Genomic DNA, 17,269 nt, shown 5'->3' on the forward strand with positions numbered 1-17,269 from the left:
CGCCGGAGGTAAGGTCGGCAGCCTCCCGCAGTCCGAGCGGATCATCGACAACGAGGCCTACACGGTCGCGATCACCTGATCACGAAGTGGTGGGCCGGGACGGCGTCGCGGCCCACCACGAACCGGCGGCCACCGGCGAGAGGATGGACCTCATGGCGGTTCGTGATCCGGGACCATGGCAGTTGGCCGGCGAGGTCGGCTTCACGGTCACTTTCGGGCGTGGCCTCGATCCGGGCGCGATGCTGGCCGCCTACGGGGCCGATCCGGCGAACGCGCGAGTGCTGACCCAGGCACAGGCCCGGGATGCGCTTCCCACCGAGTGGGGGCGGCCGCTGCTGCGCGCCGGCGCCCTCAGCGGTTCCGGGTGCGCGCCGGGACCCGTACTCCCGTGGGCTTTTTGTCTTGAGCAGGGCGGCGCGGAGGGTGGGCGGGCCGAGGTGCTGGCCGCGCTGTCCGCCGGCGGCGGCGCGGCTCTCGCGTTGGTGGCCGGACCAGGGATGGGCAGCTTCCACGACTACCGCGACGGGATTCGGGCCGAGATGTTCGAGCCGGGAATGTCGTACTCGCCGCGGGGGGAACGGCCGCACCGGTTCTATGAACGCGCGGAGGCGATCGCCCGGAGTGAGGGGCTGCCCGTCGACCGGGCGTGCCTGCGCGCGATCGAGGAGCACATCGGCGCCGTCCTCCGCGCGGACCTGCTGTCGGGGCCGCTGGCCACGCTGGTGCTGGACAGCCCGCTGCCGCCGGCGCCGCCACCGGCCCGGACCGGCCGCCCGCCGGGGCGGCTGATCGGCCGTCTGGACCTCCCGGCAACCCGGCGGATCCCGCCACCGGAGAGCTGAGCGAGAACACTCCCCCGGTCCTGGCGGCTCGCCGATGACGGTGCCGGGAAGAGCGGGCGCTCAGGCGAACAGGATCTGCCGCAGGACACGGCCCAGGTGGCGGGCCAGGTCGTCGGCGGGCATCGTGGCCAGGACGCCGGTGGGGGCGATGTAGCGCACGACAGTGATGCCGATCATCTGGGCGCCCAGCATCGCCACGCGGGCCGGGACGTCGTCCACCGTGTCGCCGAGCACCTCGCCGTACGCCTCGATGCTGTTGGTGACCATCGCGTCGAGCAGGCCTGCCGTCATGCTCTGGTCGGAGGCCATGCTGCGGAGCAGCACGACGAGCGGATCGCCGGCGGCGTTGCGTTCCATGCGCTCGACGAAGGCGTGCGCCACCCGTTCGGGCAGGGTCTCGCGGTCGCCGGCGATGGTCTGATCGAGCTCGCGGTGGCCGGGCACCGCGGCGAGGAACAGCTGCTCCTTGGTGCCGAACTGCCGGAGCACCAGGCCGTGTGTCACGCCGGCCCGGGCGGCGATGTCGCGGACCGTGGCGTGGGCGAAGCCTTTCTCGCCGAAACAGTCGCGGGCGGCGCTGAGGATGGCGAGGCGGTGTCCTTCAGGGTCACGGCGCTGCGGTCGGCGGCTCACACCCCCAAATTACCACGTGGTCATTAACGTGGTTACAGTCTTAATGACCACGTGGTCAACAAGCAGAGGAGACCTTCATCGAGAAGCCTCCGTGGAAACCCCGGCTTTAGCCTTGGGGAGGAATCGGATTTCCTGCGGAGCAGGTCAGGGATAGCCCATCCGCCAACAAGGCGGATGGGCGTCTGATCAGACGTTGCGCTGGTTCTCCACATACCTGTTCACGATCTCCGGGGTTGCGCTGCCAATGGTGGCGACGAGGTAGCTGTTGGTCCACAGAGTCGGAATACGGGTCCGGACCTCGGGGAACTCCTGCCGGACGAGCCGTGAGGAACGGCCTTTGATCTGCTTGACCAGGCGGTGGATGCCGTACTGGGGGGTCGCAGGTGACCTGCAGCTGCACGTGGTCGGGCATGGTCTCCAGCTCGGTGATGGGTGCGTTGCGTTCGTCGCAGACCTCGCGGATGATCTGTTTGAGCCGGATGCCGACGTCTGCGGTGATGACCTGGCGCCGGTATTTCGGGCACCAGACGACGTGAAAGGTGCAGCGGTAGCAGCGGTATACGGCGTTGTTGTTCGATCTGATCTCGTCCACCGCGGCAGCATTGTGGCTTCGATCGATTTGTATGCTGTCCTATGTGGACGAGACGGTGCGTTACACCTACCGGCTGCGGCCCGGCCGCATCGCGGAGGCCGCTCTGCTGGCCGAGTGGTCGCGCTGCCGGTGGCTGTGGAACGAAGCCGTCCACCAGCAGCGTTCCGGCCGCAAGCCGACGTTCGGGAAGCTGTCGAAGCTGCTGACCGAGGCCCGGTCCGTGAACGCCTGGCTGCGCTCCGGATCGCAGAACGCCCAGCAGCAGATGCTGCGCACCTACGGTGCGGCCTTGAACGACTCGTTCAAGGTCAAGGGCCGGGGCCGTCCGAAGGTGAAACGGCTCAAGGACGCCCTGCCGTCGCTGGAGTACACCCGTAACGGGTTCAAGCTGGTCGGCGGCCGTCTGCGGCTGCCGGGCAAGGTGTTCGTCCCGGTCGTCTGGTCCCGGGAACTGCCGTCGGGCCCGTCGTCTGTCCGGGTCTACCGCGACAGTCTCGGCCACTGGTACGCCTCGTTCGTCGTCAAACGCGAACAGGCCGAGATTTCGGCCCCGGACCTGCCCGGCATCGGCGTGGACTGGGGCGTGAAGACCACCGCCACCACCACCGACCCAACGTTCGACCTGCCGCACCTGGGCCACCGCCGCCGCTGCGCCGCGGAGTTGGCCAAGGCCCAGCGCAAGATGGCCCGCCGCCGCCGGCCCAAGGGCCAGCCGCAGTCGAAGGGCTATCTGACCGCGAAGCGGCAGGCCGCCCGGATCGCGAAGAAAGCGGCCCGGCAGAACACCCACGACGCCCGCGTCTGGGCCAAGACCGTAGTGACCCACCACAGCCTGATCGCCGTCGAGGACTTCAAACCGAAGTTCCTGGCCAAGAGCAGGAACATGGCCCGCAAAGCGGCCGACGCCGCGATCGGCGCCTGCAAACGTGAACTGATCGACAGTGGTCTGCGGGCGGGCCGGAAGGTGGTGCCGGTACCGCCCGCCTACACCACGATGACCTGCTCCGGGTGCGGCGAGAGAACCAATCTCCGCCTCGGACTGGGCGTACGGATTTTCGAGTGCACGGCCTGCGGCTACACCGCAGACCGTGACCTCAACGCCGCGAGGACGATCCTCGCCACGGCTGAACGCGACCGTGCCAGTGCCGACGACGTAAGACATCAGATCGCCTCCTTCCGGGAGGATTGGTCACATGCAGTCCGAGCTGGAAATCCAGGGCCTCGCCCCGGAGGAAACTCCCCCGGATTCATCCGTGGGGATCGTTAACACCATGCGAGAGGTGGCCGACGCCGTCGACTTCCTGCTCGACAACAGCGCGATGAACGCCCACGACCTGTACGTCGACGGCGGCGTACTCGCCGCCTGAGCGCCGGCTCACGCCCGTGTTCGCCCGCGACGATCACTTGGATATGCCCGAGATCTACCGGGCCACGAAGCCTCACAGGGATCGGCGCATCGGCATTTCACTGCCATCCGGGCGGCGTCACCGTCGACGTTCAGCGTGTCCATTTCAGGAAGCGGTCGAACATCTCCGCGGCCGGCGTCGGCGGGAGGTCGTGTACTGCCTGCTCGAGCTGGTTCCACATGTAGATGGCGAGCTGGACCAGGTCCTGGTCGGCTTTCAGGTGCTCGCGGGCGGGGGCGCAGGGCCAGTTCTGCTCGCAGGCGAAGCAGTCCCAGGACGGGCGTTGCGGGGTGTGGATCGTCATTGTCGGCGGCTGTGCCGTTGCTGGCCCCTGGTCATCAGGGGGCGCTGGTTGCCGCGTACCGGGGTGAAGTGGGCGGTCGGTCCGTTCCAGCGTGGGTCGGTGATCCGCAAGGACTCGGTAACCGGCGGAGGGTCGGCGGTCGCCGCGTCGGGGCAGGGGAACCAGGCGCAGCCGCAGGCGCATCTGGTCTTCCAGGGTTTGAACCACACGCGCACTTCCCGGTGCCTCCGCATGGCGGTCTCCTTCCGTGGAGATGGGAGGCGGGTGTGGCTGCCGCAGCACGGGTTCCGTCAGCCACCACACCCGCCGCATCGATATTGCGCGCGCATTTTTTGAGAGTCAACTTCAAGGGGACGTTTTTAGTCACTCGAAAGTGACCATGCGGGGCTGATCAAACAGCGATGCGTGCGGCAGAATGCTCGAGGTGGACAGCCCGACGTTCGTGAGATTCCAGCTCGGCGCACAGCTCCGCCGGCTGCGAGACGAAGCCAAGGTGCCGACCGAACAGGCAGCAGACGCCATCGAGGTCACGGCGAGCACGCTGCGCCGGATCGAGTCCGGCAAGGTCGGTATCAAAGGACCCGCGCTGAACGCGCTGCTCGACAAGTACCGTGTCGACGATCCGGAGCTCCGCGAGACCCTGCTGTCGATGGCCCGCGAGGGCAAGGCGCGCGGTTGGTGGGCGAAGTACAGCGACCTGCCACCGGTCTACCGGCAGTACATCGGCCTCGAATCCGCCGCCGAAGAGATCCAGGATTTCCAGACCATCGTGGTCCCCGGTCTCATCCAGACCGAGGCGTACGCGCGGGCCATGACGAGCGAGGACGCGTTCAAACCGAGCACTGCGGCGGTCGAACAGCGAGTGGCCGTCCGTATGGAGCGTCAAAAGCTCATCACCGAAGGCCGTTTGAGGCTCGCCGCCGTCATGGACGAGGCGGTCCTTCACCGCCAGATCGGTGGAGCCGAGGTCATGCACGAGCAACTGAGCGCCATGCTGGCGGCCGCGAGGCTACGAAACGTCACCCTGCAGGTAATCCCGTTCCGCGAAGGCGCCTACGCCTCTATGCTGTCGAGCTTCGCCATCCTCAACTTCCCCAACAATCCAGGTGTGGTCTACATCGAGGGATTGACCGGAGACCTCTACGCTGAAGGTGACGACGTCCAACGCTGCACGACCGTCTTCAACGACCTCCGATCGTCGGCGTTGTCGCCCAGCGCCTCCCTTGAGATGATCAAGAAGATTCGCGACGCGGAGCACCAGCATTAGGAGATCCCATGCTCGACCACAACTGGCGCACCAGCACCCGCAGCGGCAGCAACGGCGCGTGCGTCGAGGTTCGCCGTGTGGGCGACACCGTCGAGGTGCGTGACACCAAGGACCGGACCAAGCCCGCACACGCCTACACCTTGGCGGAGTGGGAAGCGTTCATCAGCGGAGCGAAATCCGGCGAATTCGATCTCTGACAGACCGCCCCGGGAGCCACGGACTGGCCGTTCACCCAGTGAGGGCCGGCACCATGCTGCCGGGCGCCCTCGATCCAACCGGTGATCTAGCGTGATGCTATGAGCGAGTCCTTGGCCGTCGCGATCAACTCGCTTTACGCCGTGTTTGCCGGGGTTCCCCGACCGAGCTCTATCGACTACTGCCCGTGCTGCTTCACTGCCGAAGACGAACAGGCCGTGCTGACCGACATGCCGGTACGACAGCTGCCGGCCGAGGCGCTGCGGCCATACGCGGCCAACGTCATGTTCACCGTCGGGGGTGTCGCCGACTTCCGTTACTTCCTGCCGCGTCTGCTGGAGATCGCCTGCGCTGAGGGGTTCAGCTGGCCGGACTTGGAGTCAGTGGTGGGCAGGTTGCGCTTTGCCGAGTGGCGCGGTTGGCGGGACGAGGAGCGAGACGCCGTCCACGACTTTCTGGCCGCCTTGTGGTCAAGCGCCCTGACCAGTGGACCCGACCAGGAAGACGTCGACACCATCCTCTGCGCGATCGGCAACGCCGAGGACGACCTCGAGCCCTACCTTATCGAGTGGGCGTCAGCCCTTACCCGGCCATCGGACAGGCCCGCGGCGACGGAGCAGCTACGGTCGCTGCTTGAAAGTGGCTACCGCTCGGACCGCAACAGGCGACGGCTCACCAATGCCTTCTGGCAAGACCGTGACCGACAGGCCCAGCAGGTCGTCGCCTGGCTGGCCAGTGCCGACCTTCAGGTGAGGCTGTTCGCGGCGTTCGACGATGCCGACAGCGAGGAGACGCTGCAAACTCTCGCTGACATTGACGATCTCGTGTGATTTCGAACCCTCGGGTCGCCATCTGACGAACTCGCTGTTGCCCCGGGAGCGGCCGGCGATATGCGTCGGCGATGGAGAACACTTGAGTTTTAAGTAACAGGTGTGCAGGATCTTGGCATGGTTCTTCCCACGCCTCAGCCGGCGACGGATCGGCGGGTTCGGCGCACCCGGTCGGCTCTGATGAGTGCGGCGGTGGCCCTGGTCGCCGAGCGAGGCACCACCGCGGTGGCTCTGTCCGACATCGCTGAGGCTGCCGACGTCAGCCGGCGGGTCGTCTACCAGCACTTCGGTGACCGGGACACGCTGCTGCTGGAGGCCGGCCTCGACCTCGCCCGCCGCGAGTTGCTTCCGGCGCTGACCGATGAGGCGCCGGTGGCGAGCCGGGAGCGGGCGCTGCCGGTGGCCCGACATTTCGCGCAGCACCGGACCTTCTACCGTGCGCTGCTGACCGGGTCGTGCGCGTTCGCTCTGGACCGGGGCCTGCTGCGGCTGATCCTGCCGGTCAACCGGCACGGGCTGCAGACGGTCCACGGTGACCGGCTGACCGCGCGGGCCGTCGAGGATCTCGCGACGTTCGTGACCGGCGGCGTGGGCGCGCTCGTCACGAACTGGGTGGTGGACGGCCCCGATCCGCTGGATCCGGACGAGTTCACCGACCGGCTGCTGGCGGCGACGTCGGTGATGATGACCGCCCTGAACGAGAGGATCGTCGATGAGCATCCTTAGCCGGATCATCCAGCGGCGGCTGCAACTGCCTCCGCCGATCACCCGTGACCTGCGGGTTCACCGTGACCTGCGGACACCGATGCCGGACGGTACGGTGCTGCTCGCCGACCGGTGGGAGCCCCGCGACGCTACGCCGGGCCTGCCGGTCGCGTTGATCCGCACGCCGTACGGCCGTCGCGGCCCGTTCGGGGCGATGCTGGCCCGGCCGCTCGCCGAACGTGGTTTTCAAGTGCTGATCCAAAGCGTCCGCGGTGGTTTCGGGTCCGGCGGCAGCCTCGATCCGATGCGGCAGGAACGCGCCGACGGCCTGGCCACTCTGGACTGGGTGATCGGGCAGCCGTGGTTCGGCGACGCGATCGTGCTGTACGGGCTGAGCTACCTCGGATACGTGCAGTGGGCCATGGCCGGTGACCTGCCGCCACAGGTGAAGGCGATGATCCCGCAGGTCACCGAGTCGGCGTTGACGCTGGAGTTCCTGCGCGCCGACGGCCTGTCGCTGGAGACCCCGTTCGGCTGGGGTGTGCTGGTCGGCACCCAGGAACGGCCGCTGGCGATGCTGCGGCAGTTCGCCCAGGCACGCCGGACGGCGCGGGCGTTGTGGACGTTGCCGCTGGCCAGTGCCGACACCGCTGCGATCGGCACGCGGTCGCCGTACATCCAGGATGTTCTCACCCACGACGCGGCCTCGCCGCGATGGACGGACCTGGACCACCGCGAACGTGTCGCCCACGTGGGTATTCCGGTCAGCTCGATCGGCGGCTGGTACGACATCTTCCTGCCCGGTCAGCTGCGTGACTTCCGGGCGCTGCAGCAGACCGGCCTGCCCGTGCGGCTGACCGTCGGGCCGTGGACGCACACCGAGATGACCGGGGTGCCGGTCCGTGAGGCTGTCGAGTTCGGCCTGGCGTACGCGCGCGGCGAGCAACCGCCGCCGCGGCCACCGGTGCGGCTGTACGTGACGGGTGAGGAGGCGTGGCGTGACTTCGCGTCGTGGCCGCCCGACGGGTACGCGCCGCAACGCTGGCATCTGCAGCCCGACGGTGGCCTGGCCGTGCACGCGCCCGCGGCGTCGGCGCCGGACCGGTACCGCTACGACCCGGCCGATCCGACGCCGGCGGTCGGTGGGGTGCGCATGGTCGCCGACGCCGGCCGGGTCGACAACACCGCCCTGGAGGCCCGGCCGGACGTGCTGGTCTACACCGGTGACGTGCTCGACGACGACCTGGAGATCGTCGGCGAGGTCAGCGCGGAGATCTGGTTCGAGTCGAGTGCGGAGTTCGCCGACGTGTTCGTGCGGCTCTGCGACGTCGATCCGCAAGGCCGGTCGGTGAACGTCTGCGACGGTCTGACGAGTGTTTCCGGAGCGGGTACGGCCGGGCGGGTCGAGGTGCGGCTGTGGCCTGCCGCGCATCGATTCCGGCGTGGCCATCGCATCCGGGTGCAGGTGTCCAGTGGGGCGTTCCCGCGGTACGCCCGCAACCTCGGGACCGGGGAACCGCATCCGGTGGCTACCCGTATGGTCGCCGCGGATCAGGCTGTTCATCATGATCCGCAGCGGCCGTCGTCGGTCGTCCTGCCGGTTCGTGCCGGCCAACCGGCCGGGTGATCGGCGCTCGCAGTCCATGGCGTACCACTGAGTGCCAGGTCCGGCCCGCGTCGCGAATCGGCGATCCAGTGCGGCGCTGGCGCCTGTTTCACGCGCGTAGGCGAATGAGAGAGCCAACGCGGCCCCGAGGTGCATCGCCAAAGGCGTCCGGCGGCGCTAGTCTCGCCGCATGACAGCCGCGACTACCACCCATGCGTGCTGGTCATACGACTCCCCGACGGCCCTGGATGCGTACGCCCGGGAGTTCCTGCGCGCTGGGCTCACCGCCGGTGAACGGATCTGGTACGTCCCCGGTTCCCGATCCGGCGCCGTCGCCGACTGGCTGCGAAGTCTCGCTCCGGTGTCGTCTCGGCCCGACCCGATACGGATCATCGCCTGGCAGGACGCCTACACCGCCGGGCAGGTGATCGACCCGGCCGAACAGATCGCCTCCTATGCGGCTGTGACGCAGGCCGCTCTCGCCGACGGCTTCACCGGTTTCCGGGTGGTCGCTGACGTCACCGCCCTGGTCCGCACCCCGGCGCAACGTGATGCGTTCGCCCGCTACGAGTACGCCATCGGCCGGTACATGCGCATCGCGCCGATGCGCGCCCTGTGCACCTACGACCGGCGGGAACTCGGCGAGCGGGTGGTCGACGAGCTGGCGTGCCTGCACGAGACGAGTCACGCGAGCGACGTGACGTTCCAGCTGCACGCCGGGCTGACCAGCGCCGAGGCGGTGCTGGACGGTGAGCTGGACATGGCCGGCCAGGACCTTTTCGCCGATGCCCTGTGGCGCACCGATCTGGAACCGGCCGGCGGCGAGGTGACGGTGGACGCTCGTGGCCTGCGGTTCATCGACCACCAGTCGCTGCTCGTCCTGCAGCGTTACGCGCAAGCCCGCCGGTTGACCGCGGTCGTCCGCACCGGTTTGAGTTCGGCGGTCCGCCTGGCCGGATTGCTCGAGCTGTCGCATGTACGGGTGGAGACGGCGCGATGAGGACGGGTGCGGCAGCCGGGCACACCGGCTACTTCCACACGGCCGGATGTTTCGGATCCGACGACGAGCTGCTCGCGCTGGCCGTGCCCTTTCTGATGGGTGGCGTGGTCAGCGGCGAACCCAGTGTGGTCGCCCTCGGTGAGCGCAACGCGGAGCTGGTGCGGGCGGCGTTGCCGGCGGGCGCCGCGGTCACGTTCCTGCCAGGTGGCGCGATGTACGAGCGGCCGGCCTCGGCCATCCGCTCGTACCGGAAACTGTTGGCCGGCCACGTGGCCGGCGGCGCGGCGCAGATACGCATCTTCGGTGAGCTGACCACGCTCACGCAGCACGTGACCTGGGACTGGTGGTCCCGGTACGAATCAGCCATCAACCAGGCCTACGACGACTTCCCGCTGTGGAGTATCTGCGCCTACGACACTCGCACGACTCCGCCGGCGGCGCTGGCCGACGTCATGCGCACGCATCCCCGCACGGCTCTACCGGACGGGCGGCACCTGCCGAGCGACGGCTTCACCGACCCGCTGCTCTATCTGAGTGAGCAGCGCCCTCCAGTCCCGGACCCGCTCCAGAACCGCGAACCGACCGTCGAACTGCTCGACCCGACGCTGTCCGAGGCCCGCCAGGCAGTACGCGCTGCCGACCTCGGCCACGTCGCATCTGCTCAGGTGGACGACCTGGTCGTGGCCGTCAGCGAGACGGTGGCCAACGCCCACCGGCACGGCCTCGGGCCGGTCCGGCTACGGCTGTGGAGCGGCACCGATCGCCTCGTCGCCACGGTCACCGACGCCGGTGCCGGCCCCAAGGATCCGTTCGCCGGCCTGCTGCCCGCCGGTGACGGCACGAACGGTGGCCTCGGACTGTGGATCGCCCACCAGTCCTGCAACCATGTCGCCCTGCACCGGCATGCCGACGGTTTCACCGTCCGGCTGACCGCCGGGAATCCCCACCACTGACCGCCGCCGACGCGCCCGGTCACCCGACACGTCGGTCATCGAGGAGCGGCCCTTGATATGGCGGCGCTTGGCCGCGGCATACAGGTCAGCCCACCAGTAGATAAGTAGCCGATTAGCGGCGCCGGGAGCTGTTGCCCAGACCGGTTGATCACGCGATCCGTCGGCTGTCCTGGACCCTGGATGCGCTACGCCGTCAATTGGCTGCGATATGGTCGCCCGGGCGCCTAAAGAAGGGTAAGCACGTGGTGACGGCGACGGTGGAAGAGTTCGATCGCAGGATCGATCCGTACCGCTCGGAGCTGTTGGCCCACTGCTACCGGATGCTCGGCTCGGTCCACGACGCGGAGGATCTGGTTCAGGAAACCTATCTGAGAGCGTTCCGCGCGAAGGACCGGTATGACGACAGCCGCAGCTCCCTGCGGACCTGGCTGTATCGCATCGCGACCAATGCCTGCCTCACCGCGCTGGAGAGCCGCAGCCGCCGTCCGCTGCCCTCCGGTCTGGTCGCCGAGAGCGACCCGCGTGGACCGCTGGTTCACGGCGGGGAGATCACCTGGCTTCAACCGCTTCCAGACTCTCTGCTGAGCCTGGGCGAACCGGAGACCGCCACAATCGACCGCGGGAGTCTCCGGCTCGCCTTCGTCGCCGCCATACAGCACCTCTCCGCGCGGCAGCGCGCGGTGTTGATCCTGCGTGAGGTGCTCGACTTCTCCGCGGCCGAGGCGGCAGACATCCTGAGCACCACGACCGCCTCGGTCAACAGTTCCCTGCAACGGGCCAGGGCCACGCTGAAGGAGGCGGGGATCATGGAGGAGCAGGTCGCCGAACCGTCCGCAGCCGAGCAGCGCGCCTGGGTAGACAGGTACATGAAGGCCTTCGAGAAGGCTGACGTCGAAGGACTTAAACGACTGCTCACCGACGACGTGCGTATGGAGATGCCCCCGATGGTCAACTGGTTCGTCGGGCGCGAGAACTACGGGATGTTCATGGACTGGGTCTTCGCCAAGAACAGTGACCAGTGGCGCTTCCTGCCGGTCGGCGCCAATTCGCAGCCGGCGTTCGCGGCTTACAACCGGGGCCCGAGCGGCGCGTTCGAGCTGCACACGCTGCAGGTCTTCACGGTCACCAGGAACGGCATCAGCCGCAACTCGGTCTTCCGGGACGCCGAGGTGTTCGCCTCCTTCAAGCTCGCCGCCGAACTCGAAGGCTGACCGGACGTTCCGCCCGTCCTCCTCGTCGGCGGTTACGGCCCACAGCTGTCCGGCGGGTTCCCGGTCAGCAGCCTCGCTCTCTGCAGCGCGCCCAAAATGCTTCACCCGGGCGCGATGAGTTCCGACCCCAGCGCAGGTATGTATTCGCGAGTTCGCCGGAATACCTGGCGGGCCGAGCCTGAGGGAGAATCTGATGTCAGATCGTCATGCAGACGACGAGGCCGCCATCCAAGCCGTGCTGGACAACTCCTACAAGGCGTGGGAGGCCGGCGACGCCGACGGCATGGTCGCCGACTACACCGCGGATGCGACCGCCATCATGACCGGCTCGCTGCGCGACAGCCGTGACGTGATCCGCGAGAACATGGCCTTGGCCTTCGCCGGGCCGCTCAAGGGCAGCTCGACCTACAACAAGCAGCTCAGCCTGCGCTTTGTCGGCGGAGACGCCGCGATCGTCGTCAGTGAATCAGGTATCTTGTTCGCCGGCGAGAACGAAGTTCCGGATACGCGCAAGGTAAACGCGACCTGGGTTTTCGAGAAGCGGAACGGCCAGTGGCTGATCGCCGCCTATCACAACAGCCCGGCGCTGACGCCTGGACAGTAAGCATTTCCTGCAACCGGCAGTGCAATATGTGGTGGCACAGCGATCTGACTTCGCTGACCTCGATATCTGAGCTCCGTTGCCGAGTCGCGTGAAACCCCTGTTCAAAGTAGGTCTTGACTAGAGATCAACTTTGAACAGGGCCTCACGTGCGACCGTTCTGCCGCAGACAACGCGTCCGAATTGCCGCGCCCGTTACCGAGCGTGAGCGGCATGCCCGTTCGGCGATGGGCGGATCCGCCGATCCGGCGGTGGTGCCCAGAACTCGCGAACATCGAGATCGGCGAGATCTCGGTGGTGCATGGTCAGCGGGCCAGGGCGTGTTCCAGCTGCGCCTTGGACATCGACGAGCGCCCGGCGATGTTGCGTTTCTTGGCCTCGTTGTACAGCTGTGCCTTGGTCCGGCCCTGCGCGCCGCTGTGCGAGCGTTTACCGCCGCGGTGCCCGGACGACACGTCCTCGATCGAGGTACGGCTGGCCGTCCTGGATTCGCCGGCGCGCGCACGCTCCTTGTTCACCGTGCGGGCCGCGATCTCCTTGGCCTTCTTCGTGGAGCCGCCGCGTTTCTCGACGCTGTCTTTGATGTGTTCGTATTGCCGTTCGCGTTTCGGGCTCGATCCTGCCGGCATCATCACCTCCGAGGGTTGCCTGCTCGGGTGAGGGATGCCCGCCGTCGTTGCGGCGAAACCAGGCGGCCGGAAACGCGGCGAATCGTGACAATGCTGCCGGGCGACGGGATTTCCACTACATCATCGGATCGCCCCCGGATTGCGGGCATCCCGCGGCAGCGGGCAAAGACCGAGGGCGGCTGCCGTACGTTCATAGATCTCAGCGCCGAGTGTGGCGTCGAGGGCGGTGACGGGTGGCGTCGCGGCGCCGGTCTTGTCGAACCAGCCGCCGGTGGGCTGCGGAGCCGGTGTGGCCGTGGCCAGGCCGGCCGGCACGCGGGCGGCCCTGTCCGGGCTCTGGGCGAACCAGCCGCTGACGGTGGCCACCGATTTGAGCAGGCCACCGGACTTGGCGTTGAAGCCGGTCCGGATGACGCCCGGGTTGGCGCTGTAGGCGTTCATGCCGGCCGGGAGCCGTTCGGCGAGCGCGGCGGTTGCCATCAGGCTCATCAGCTTGGCGGTGCCGTAGACGGCGAGCTGGGAGAACCTGTCGTGCCAGGTCGTGCCGGTGATGTCGGGATCCTGGGGGTCGAGGCGGCCGCGGGTGACCAGGTCGCTGGAGATGGTGATGATGCGGGCGTCGGCGGCGAGGACGCCGTGCTCCAGCAGCAGGTGGGTGAGGTGGAACGGCGCGAGGTGATTGAGGGCGTGGGTGCGTTCCACCCCGTCGGGGGTCTGCCCGTACTCGGGAAAGGCCGCGCCGGCGTTGTTGATCAGCACGTCGACCTGGCCGGTGATGTCGGGCAGCCGGCCGGCGAGCGCACGCAGGTCGTCCCGATCGACCAGGTCGGCATGCAGAGTGTGTACGGTGCCGCCGGTCAGCGTGTGCCGGGTGGTGCGGGCGCTGTCCGCGTCGCGGGTGACGGCGATGACGTCGAAGCCGGCGTCGAGCAGCCGTCGGGCCGTGGCCTGGCCCAGGCCGCCTGCGGCGCCGGTGATGACGGCGGTTCGGGTGTTCACGGGTGTCTCCTTCGGGTCAGCGGCGGATCTGCAAGGTGACGTCGGCCCGGTAGCCGTCCGGCGTCGGCTGGATGGTCGGCCAGCTACCGGGCGAGCCGTCGGCGATCCGGATCTCGATGTCGTGGGCGTTGACGTAGGGGCTGAGGCCGCGGGCGGCGTACGGCGGCAGGGTTTGGATGTGGGCGGCGAAGCCGTCGGGAAAGTAGAGCTCGGTGCCCAGCAGCGGTTCGCCGTCGAGGCTGACGCGGACGTGGATGTGCAGGGTGCGGGGGGTGTACCAGCCGGGCACGATGGTCCGGAACTCGACGTGGCCGTCGCGGTCGGTGCTCTGTTGTCCGCGCAGGAAGGTGGTGTTGTCGGTCGGCCGGAACCGGCGCAGCGTCAGCGAGATCAGAGCCGGGAACCGGTCGGCGCCGTAGCGCTGGTATCCGGAGTAGATTCCCGCGGCGTCGCAGTGCCAGATCTCGACGTTCGCCCCGGCGATCGCCGTCAGTGTGCCGGACTCGACGGTACGGATGTGCAGCAGCAGTGGCACGCCGTCGCGGTCTTCGCGGATGTCGCGGCGGTGCGGTGATCCGGGCACGTGGTACGGGCCGTTGCCCTGGTTGGCTGTCTGCTGGCCGGCGGTCAGGGCTGTCGCGCGGCTGATGCGTTCCCGGTTGTCGATGCGGCCGAGGATCGCTGTCAGGATCCGGCGGCGCAGCCTGTCCCGCCGCGTGTTCAGCCGGCCCGCGGTCGTGCTCATCACATGCTCCGATGCCATCGCAGATGCTTGGACTCTCCAAGCAATCGCCATCCTTGAGGCAATAGCTTGGAGTTGTCAAGCATTTGAGTGTCCAAGTAAAGTGCGGGCATGGACGGAGAATCGCTGACCTACCGACTGCTGCGGCTGGTGCACGCGATGGACATGGCGACCAACGCCGAGGTCGACGACGTGCTCGCCGAGCTGAAGCTCACGCATGCGCTGGCCGACGCGCTGTGGCAGCTGGATCCCACCGCCGACGCGCCGACGATGCGGCAGATGGCGGCGAAGCTGCACTGCGATCCGTCCACCGTCACGTTTCTCGCCGACCGGCTCGAACAACTGGGCTATGCGACGCGTTCCACCGCCCCCGGTGATCGGCGCACCAAGGTGATCGCCCTCACCAGCGACGGCCATGCCGCGCGTCAACGCCTGGTGGACACTGCGATCACCCGTACGCCGCTGGCCCGGCTGACCGAGACCGAGCAACGAGCCCTGCACGACCTCCTGACCACCGCGATGACACCACAACCCCAGGCATCGAGCTGACCGGTCAGGTGTCGGCCTTAGCCTGCCGAATCCTGTGCTGCCGCTCCAGCTCGTACTGCTCGCGGGGTGAGCCCTCCGCCTCCCTGGGCGAGAAAGCCCCCGTCACGCCCAATTCAAGCCGGGCAAGTTCGTGGAAACGGTTCACTGCCTGGTAGTAGTCCCGCTTGGCGACGTGCCAGCCGTCGATGTCCGTGTCGTCGAGCAGCCCTCTGGCGAACCACTCCAGACGCCATACCGCCCGGTTCAACGCCCTGGCCGCCACGACGAGCTCCCGGTCGCCCATGAGGGCCAGCGTCTCGAACGAGTTTCCCCGCGCCATGTTCGCCTCGGCCAGCACATCCAGGCCGACGCTCCGGGCCAGCGGCGGAGCCTGATCGTCGAGGCCGACGTCCGCCGCGATACGCGACGCGACGCTCTTCATCCGTTTCACGTCGGCGAGGAAGGTGCCATAGGTCTGCAGGCGTCGTTCTCGCCACTCACGGCTCAGCGCCCACCGCTCCCGGCGCCGCTCACCCTGCACCGAAAACACATACGACAGCACGGCACCGATGAGCACGCCGCCGAGAGCGATCAGAGGGCCGAGGATGCTCACGAAGCGCCTCCACAGGTCGCAGCCGGAACACTGGGGTCAACGCTGGGCGGCTCGCCGGCCGGTGGCTAGGCCTTCGTCGGAAGGCCGTCGCCACCTGGAGTGCGGCGGCCGCCTGCGGTAATGGCGGATGTGGTGGTCGTGGTGGCCACCCGGGAGTACGACGCCCTCGTCGTCGATCGGCCGGTAAGCACGGCGGTCCAGCGCAGCGACGGGGTCATGCTCCGGCTTGCCGGGCCGATCGGGTTTTGTCGAACTGGGTCCAGCTAGCCCTCATCGTCCGGGTGGGCGCGCAACTGTGCGTAGTGGTCCTCCAGCTCCGTCCTGCTCTTGTTGATCACCAGGGTGGCCTCGGCCAAGGCGGTCCGCAGGTCTTCGGCGGAAAGGTCGTCACCGGGGATGAAGCGGATCGCCGCCAGTGCGCTGGTGCCGTAGGTGAAGTCGGACGGGCACCGCTCGACGGTCCATGGGCCATGGCGCAGTTGCTCTTCGGGGCGCAGGAGCCACCAGTCCTCGGTCTCCTCCATTGCATGCCAGTGGTCGTCGTCGTCCTCGAAGGGCGGGGACCAGTCGGGCTGGCCGACCACCAAATCGATGCGGTCACCGACGCGAGCACAGGCGAACCATGTCTCACGGCCGTCGACGGGCTCGGTGGCCTGGAAACGCAGAACAGTCTGGCTGTTGCCGTACTCGAAAGTCATCCTGCTGGTGAGTTCGTAGCCGATCTCGTCGGCCGCGGTGAGCAACTGTGCTGCCAAGCCGGGCCGGAGCGTCGCCGCGATCGGGATGACCGCGACCGGGCGGTCGTGCAGGAGGGTCCATCGGGCGTCCGGGACCAACTCCTGATACGCCTGCACCACGCCGGTGAAGTCGTCGTCGTACTGGATCCACTCCCCCGCCGGCTCGCAGCCACCGGCCAGGGCCGCGGTGAGGCGGGCCAGGTCGGTCAGCGTCTCCGGATCGACGGCGCCGTCGAGATAGGGCAGGGCGCCGCGCATCGAGTCCCAGGCGTTCATCCAGGCCAGCGGCCGCCACGCGACGCTCCCGCATCCGCAAGGCTGCGGGAGCTCAGCAAAGGGGTCCAGGAGGGCATCGCATGACGGGCAGCGCAACGCGTCGAGGCTGGTCTGGGCCTTGGCGCGGAGGGCGGCCAGTTCGCCGGCGATCTCGGCGGGCCGCCCGTCGAGGAAGCCCGCCCAGCCGAAGTCGGTGTAGACCTTCACCACATAGTCGCGGCCTTCGCGTTGCCAGTCAGCGATCTCCCACCCGTCGGGCCCGAGCGCGGCGGTGAACGCGGCGACGAGTCTCGGATCGATGTCGTCGTCGATGGGGCCGAACGTCGGTGCCGGCGCGGGGCGTCCCTGTGCGGCGGCCAGGATGCTCGCGGCCCGGTGCACGGCCTGGGCCTGCGACCATGTCGATTTCGCCACGGTGTAGCCGGTGAAGTGGCCGGCGACGTCGTGGGTGACCGACAGTTGGTGGCCGTCAGGGATCGGGAGGTCGACCTCGGCTGTGGAATGCCGGGCACAGGCCAGGGCGTCGTAACCGCGCACGAGCGCTGGGCGCACTTCCCGGCTGTCGCCGCACACGCAACAGCTCACGGAGACACGCTCTCG

General features: G+C 68.2%; 19 protein-coding genes and 1 pseudogene. 12 read left to right on the forward strand and 8 right to left on the reverse strand.

Going from position 1 to position 17,269, the window contains the following annotated elements:
• Positions 1-152: 152 nt before the first annotated feature.
• Positions 153-842, forward strand: a complete 690-nt coding sequence (locus tag AB0E94_RS43830; protein ID WP_360339490.1) for a DUF6461 domain-containing protein — start codon at positions 153-155, stop codon at positions 840-842.
• A 60-nt stretch (positions 843-902) separates the two neighbouring features.
• Here the strand turns inward: AB0E94_RS43830 and AB0E94_RS43835 are convergent, their stop codons facing one another.
• Both AB0E94_RS43835 and tnpA read right to left on the reverse strand, forming a co-directional pair.
• Entirely contained in the window at positions 903-1,475 is a 573-nt protein-coding gene (locus AB0E94_RS43835) for a TetR family transcriptional regulator (protein ID WP_360339493.1), read from the reverse strand.
• 186 nt (positions 1,476-1,661) lie between these two features.
• Positions 1,662-2,067 (reverse strand): annotated as a pseudogene (gene tnpA / locus AB0E94_RS43840) (IS200/IS605 family transposase).
• Positions 2,068-2,110: 43 nt separating this feature from the next.
• On the opposite strand from tnpA, the gene AB0E94_RS43845 reads away from it, so the two are divergent.
• Entirely contained in the window at positions 2,111-3,334 is a 1,224-nt protein-coding gene (locus tag AB0E94_RS43845; protein ID WP_360339496.1) for a transposase, read from the forward strand.
• Between the two features lie 230 nt (positions 3,335-3,564).
• On the opposite strand, the gene AB0E94_RS43850 is transcribed toward AB0E94_RS43845, so the two are convergent.
• Entirely contained in the window at positions 3,565-3,777 is a 213-nt protein-coding gene (locus AB0E94_RS43850; RefSeq protein WP_360339499.1) for a hypothetical protein, read from the reverse strand.
• A 424-nt stretch (positions 3,778-4,201) separates the two neighbouring features.
• On the opposite strand from AB0E94_RS43850, the gene AB0E94_RS43855 reads away from it, so the two are divergent.
• From AB0E94_RS43855 to AB0E94_RS43895, 9 genes are all read left to right on the forward strand, one after another.
• On the forward strand, positions 4,202-5,044 hold the full coding sequence (locus AB0E94_RS43855; protein WP_360339501.1) for a helix-turn-helix transcriptional regulator: 843 nt from the start codon (positions 4,202-4,204) through the stop codon (positions 5,042-5,044).
• Positions 5,045-5,052: 8 nt separating this feature from the next.
• A complete protein-coding gene (locus AB0E94_RS43860; RefSeq protein ID WP_360339504.1) occupies positions 5,053-5,241 on the forward strand; it encodes a DUF397 domain-containing protein in 189 nt (62 codons plus the stop codon).
• Positions 5,242-5,340: 99 nt separating this feature from the next.
• Positions 5,341-6,069: a hypothetical protein gene (locus AB0E94_RS43865; protein ID WP_360339507.1), complete on the forward strand. Its 729-nt coding sequence runs from the start codon at positions 5,341-5,343 to the stop codon at positions 6,067-6,069.
• 180 nt (positions 6,070-6,249) lie between these two features.
• Positions 6,250-6,795, forward strand: a complete 546-nt coding sequence (locus AB0E94_RS43870) for a helix-turn-helix domain-containing protein (RefSeq protein ID WP_360339510.1) — start codon at positions 6,250-6,252, stop codon at positions 6,793-6,795.
• Positions 6,782-8,401 (forward strand): CocE/NonD family hydrolase, encoded by a 1,620-nt coding sequence (locus tag AB0E94_RS43875; protein ID WP_360339513.1) that lies wholly within the window; start codon positions 6,782-6,784, stop codon positions 8,399-8,401. Before AB0E94_RS43870 ends, AB0E94_RS43875 begins: the two co-directional genes overlap by 14 nt.
• A 169-nt stretch (positions 8,402-8,570) precedes the next feature.
• Positions 8,571-9,380 (forward strand): MEDS domain-containing protein, encoded by an 810-nt coding sequence (locus tag AB0E94_RS43880; RefSeq protein ID WP_360339516.1) that lies wholly within the window; start codon positions 8,571-8,573, stop codon positions 9,378-9,380.
• Complete coding sequence (locus AB0E94_RS43885) at positions 9,377-10,333, forward strand: sensor histidine kinase (RefSeq protein WP_360339519.1); 957 nt, start codon at positions 9,377-9,379, stop codon at positions 10,331-10,333. Before AB0E94_RS43880 ends, AB0E94_RS43885 begins: the two co-directional genes overlap by 4 nt.
• A 242-nt stretch (positions 10,334-10,575) precedes the next feature.
• Positions 10,576-11,544: a sigma-70 family RNA polymerase sigma factor gene (locus tag AB0E94_RS43890; protein ID WP_360339522.1), complete on the forward strand. Its 969-nt coding sequence runs from the start codon at positions 10,576-10,578 to the stop codon at positions 11,542-11,544.
• Between the two features lie 193 nt (positions 11,545-11,737).
• Positions 11,738-12,148: an SgcJ/EcaC family oxidoreductase gene (locus AB0E94_RS43895; RefSeq protein ID WP_360339525.1), complete on the forward strand. Its 411-nt coding sequence runs from the start codon at positions 11,738-11,740 to the stop codon at positions 12,146-12,148.
• Between the two features lie 302 nt (positions 12,149-12,450).
• On the opposite strand, the gene AB0E94_RS43900 is transcribed toward AB0E94_RS43895, so the two are convergent.
• The 3 genes from AB0E94_RS43900 to AB0E94_RS43910 form a co-directional block, all read right to left on the reverse strand.
• Positions 12,451-12,774: a plasmid stabilization protein gene (locus tag AB0E94_RS43900; protein ID WP_360339528.1), complete on the reverse strand. Its 324-nt coding sequence runs from the start codon at positions 12,772-12,774 to the stop codon at positions 12,451-12,453.
• A 120-nt stretch (positions 12,775-12,894) separates the two neighbouring features.
• On the reverse strand, positions 12,895-13,773 hold the full coding sequence (locus tag AB0E94_RS43905; RefSeq protein ID WP_360339531.1) for an SDR family NAD(P)-dependent oxidoreductase: 879 nt from the start codon (positions 13,771-13,773) through the stop codon (positions 12,895-12,897).
• A gap of 16 nt (positions 13,774-13,789) precedes the next feature.
• Positions 13,790-14,518, reverse strand: coding sequence for a hypothetical protein (locus AB0E94_RS43910; protein WP_360339534.1), 729 nt, complete (start codon positions 14,516-14,518; stop codon positions 13,790-13,792).
• A gap of 108 nt (positions 14,519-14,626) precedes the next feature.
• On the opposite strand from AB0E94_RS43910, the gene AB0E94_RS43915 reads away from it, so the two are divergent.
• Positions 14,627-15,064 (forward strand): MarR family transcriptional regulator, encoded by a 438-nt coding sequence (locus tag AB0E94_RS43915; protein ID WP_360339537.1) that lies wholly within the window; start codon positions 14,627-14,629, stop codon positions 15,062-15,064.
• Between the two features lie 4 nt (positions 15,065-15,068).
• Here the strand turns inward: AB0E94_RS43915 and AB0E94_RS43920 are convergent, their stop codons facing one another.
• Both AB0E94_RS43920 and AB0E94_RS43925 read right to left on the reverse strand, forming a co-directional pair.
• Complete coding sequence (locus AB0E94_RS43920; RefSeq protein ID WP_360339540.1) at positions 15,069-15,656, reverse strand: hypothetical protein; 588 nt, start codon at positions 15,654-15,656, stop codon at positions 15,069-15,071.
• A gap of 263 nt (positions 15,657-15,919) precedes the next feature.
• A complete protein-coding gene (locus AB0E94_RS43925) occupies positions 15,920-17,221 on the reverse strand; it encodes a hypothetical protein (protein ID WP_360339543.1) in 1,302 nt (433 codons plus the stop codon).
• Positions 17,222-17,269 lie beyond the last annotated feature (48 nt).

Origin of the sequence: Actinoplanes sp. NPDC026670, assembly GCF_040638175.1 — a bacterium.
In the GTDB taxonomy this organism is placed as follows: Bacteria; Actinomycetota; Actinomycetes; order Mycobacteriales; family Micromonosporaceae; genus Actinoplanes.

Coding starts and splice junctions, on each gene's coding strand:
- AB0E94_RS43830 (WP_360339490.1), top strand. CDS start 153: ATGGCGGTTCGTGATCCGGGACCATGGCAGTTGGCCGGCGAGGTCGGC.
- AB0E94_RS43850 (WP_360339499.1), bottom strand. CDS start 3,777: ATGACGATCCACACCCCGCAACGCCCGTCCTGGGACTGCTTCGCCTGC.
- AB0E94_RS43860 (WP_360339504.1), top strand. CDS start 5,053: ATGCTCGACCACAACTGGCGCACCAGCACCCGCAGCGGCAGCAACGGC.
- AB0E94_RS43865 (WP_360339507.1), top strand. CDS start 5,341: ATGAGCGAGTCCTTGGCCGTCGCGATCAACTCGCTTTACGCCGTGTTT.
- AB0E94_RS43870 (WP_360339510.1), top strand. CDS start 6,250: ATGAGTGCGGCGGTGGCCCTGGTCGCCGAGCGAGGCACCACCGCGGTG.
- AB0E94_RS43875 (WP_360339513.1), top strand. CDS start 6,782: ATGAGCATCCTTAGCCGGATCATCCAGCGGCGGCTGCAACTGCCTCCG.
- AB0E94_RS43880 (WP_360339516.1), top strand. CDS start 8,571: ATGACAGCCGCGACTACCACCCATGCGTGCTGGTCATACGACTCCCCG.
- AB0E94_RS43885 (WP_360339519.1), top strand. CDS start 9,377: ATGAGGACGGGTGCGGCAGCCGGGCACACCGGCTACTTCCACACGGCC.
- AB0E94_RS43895 (WP_360339525.1), top strand. CDS start 11,738: ATGTCAGATCGTCATGCAGACGACGAGGCCGCCATCCAAGCCGTGCTG.
- AB0E94_RS43900 (WP_360339528.1), bottom strand. CDS start 12,774: ATGCCGGCAGGATCGAGCCCGAAACGCGAACGGCAATACGAACACATC.
- AB0E94_RS43910 (WP_360339534.1), bottom strand. CDS start 14,518: ATGAGCACGACCGCGGGCCGGCTGAACACGCGGCGGGACAGGCTGCGC.
- AB0E94_RS43915 (WP_360339537.1), top strand. CDS start 14,627: ATGGACGGAGAATCGCTGACCTACCGACTGCTGCGGCTGGTGCACGCG.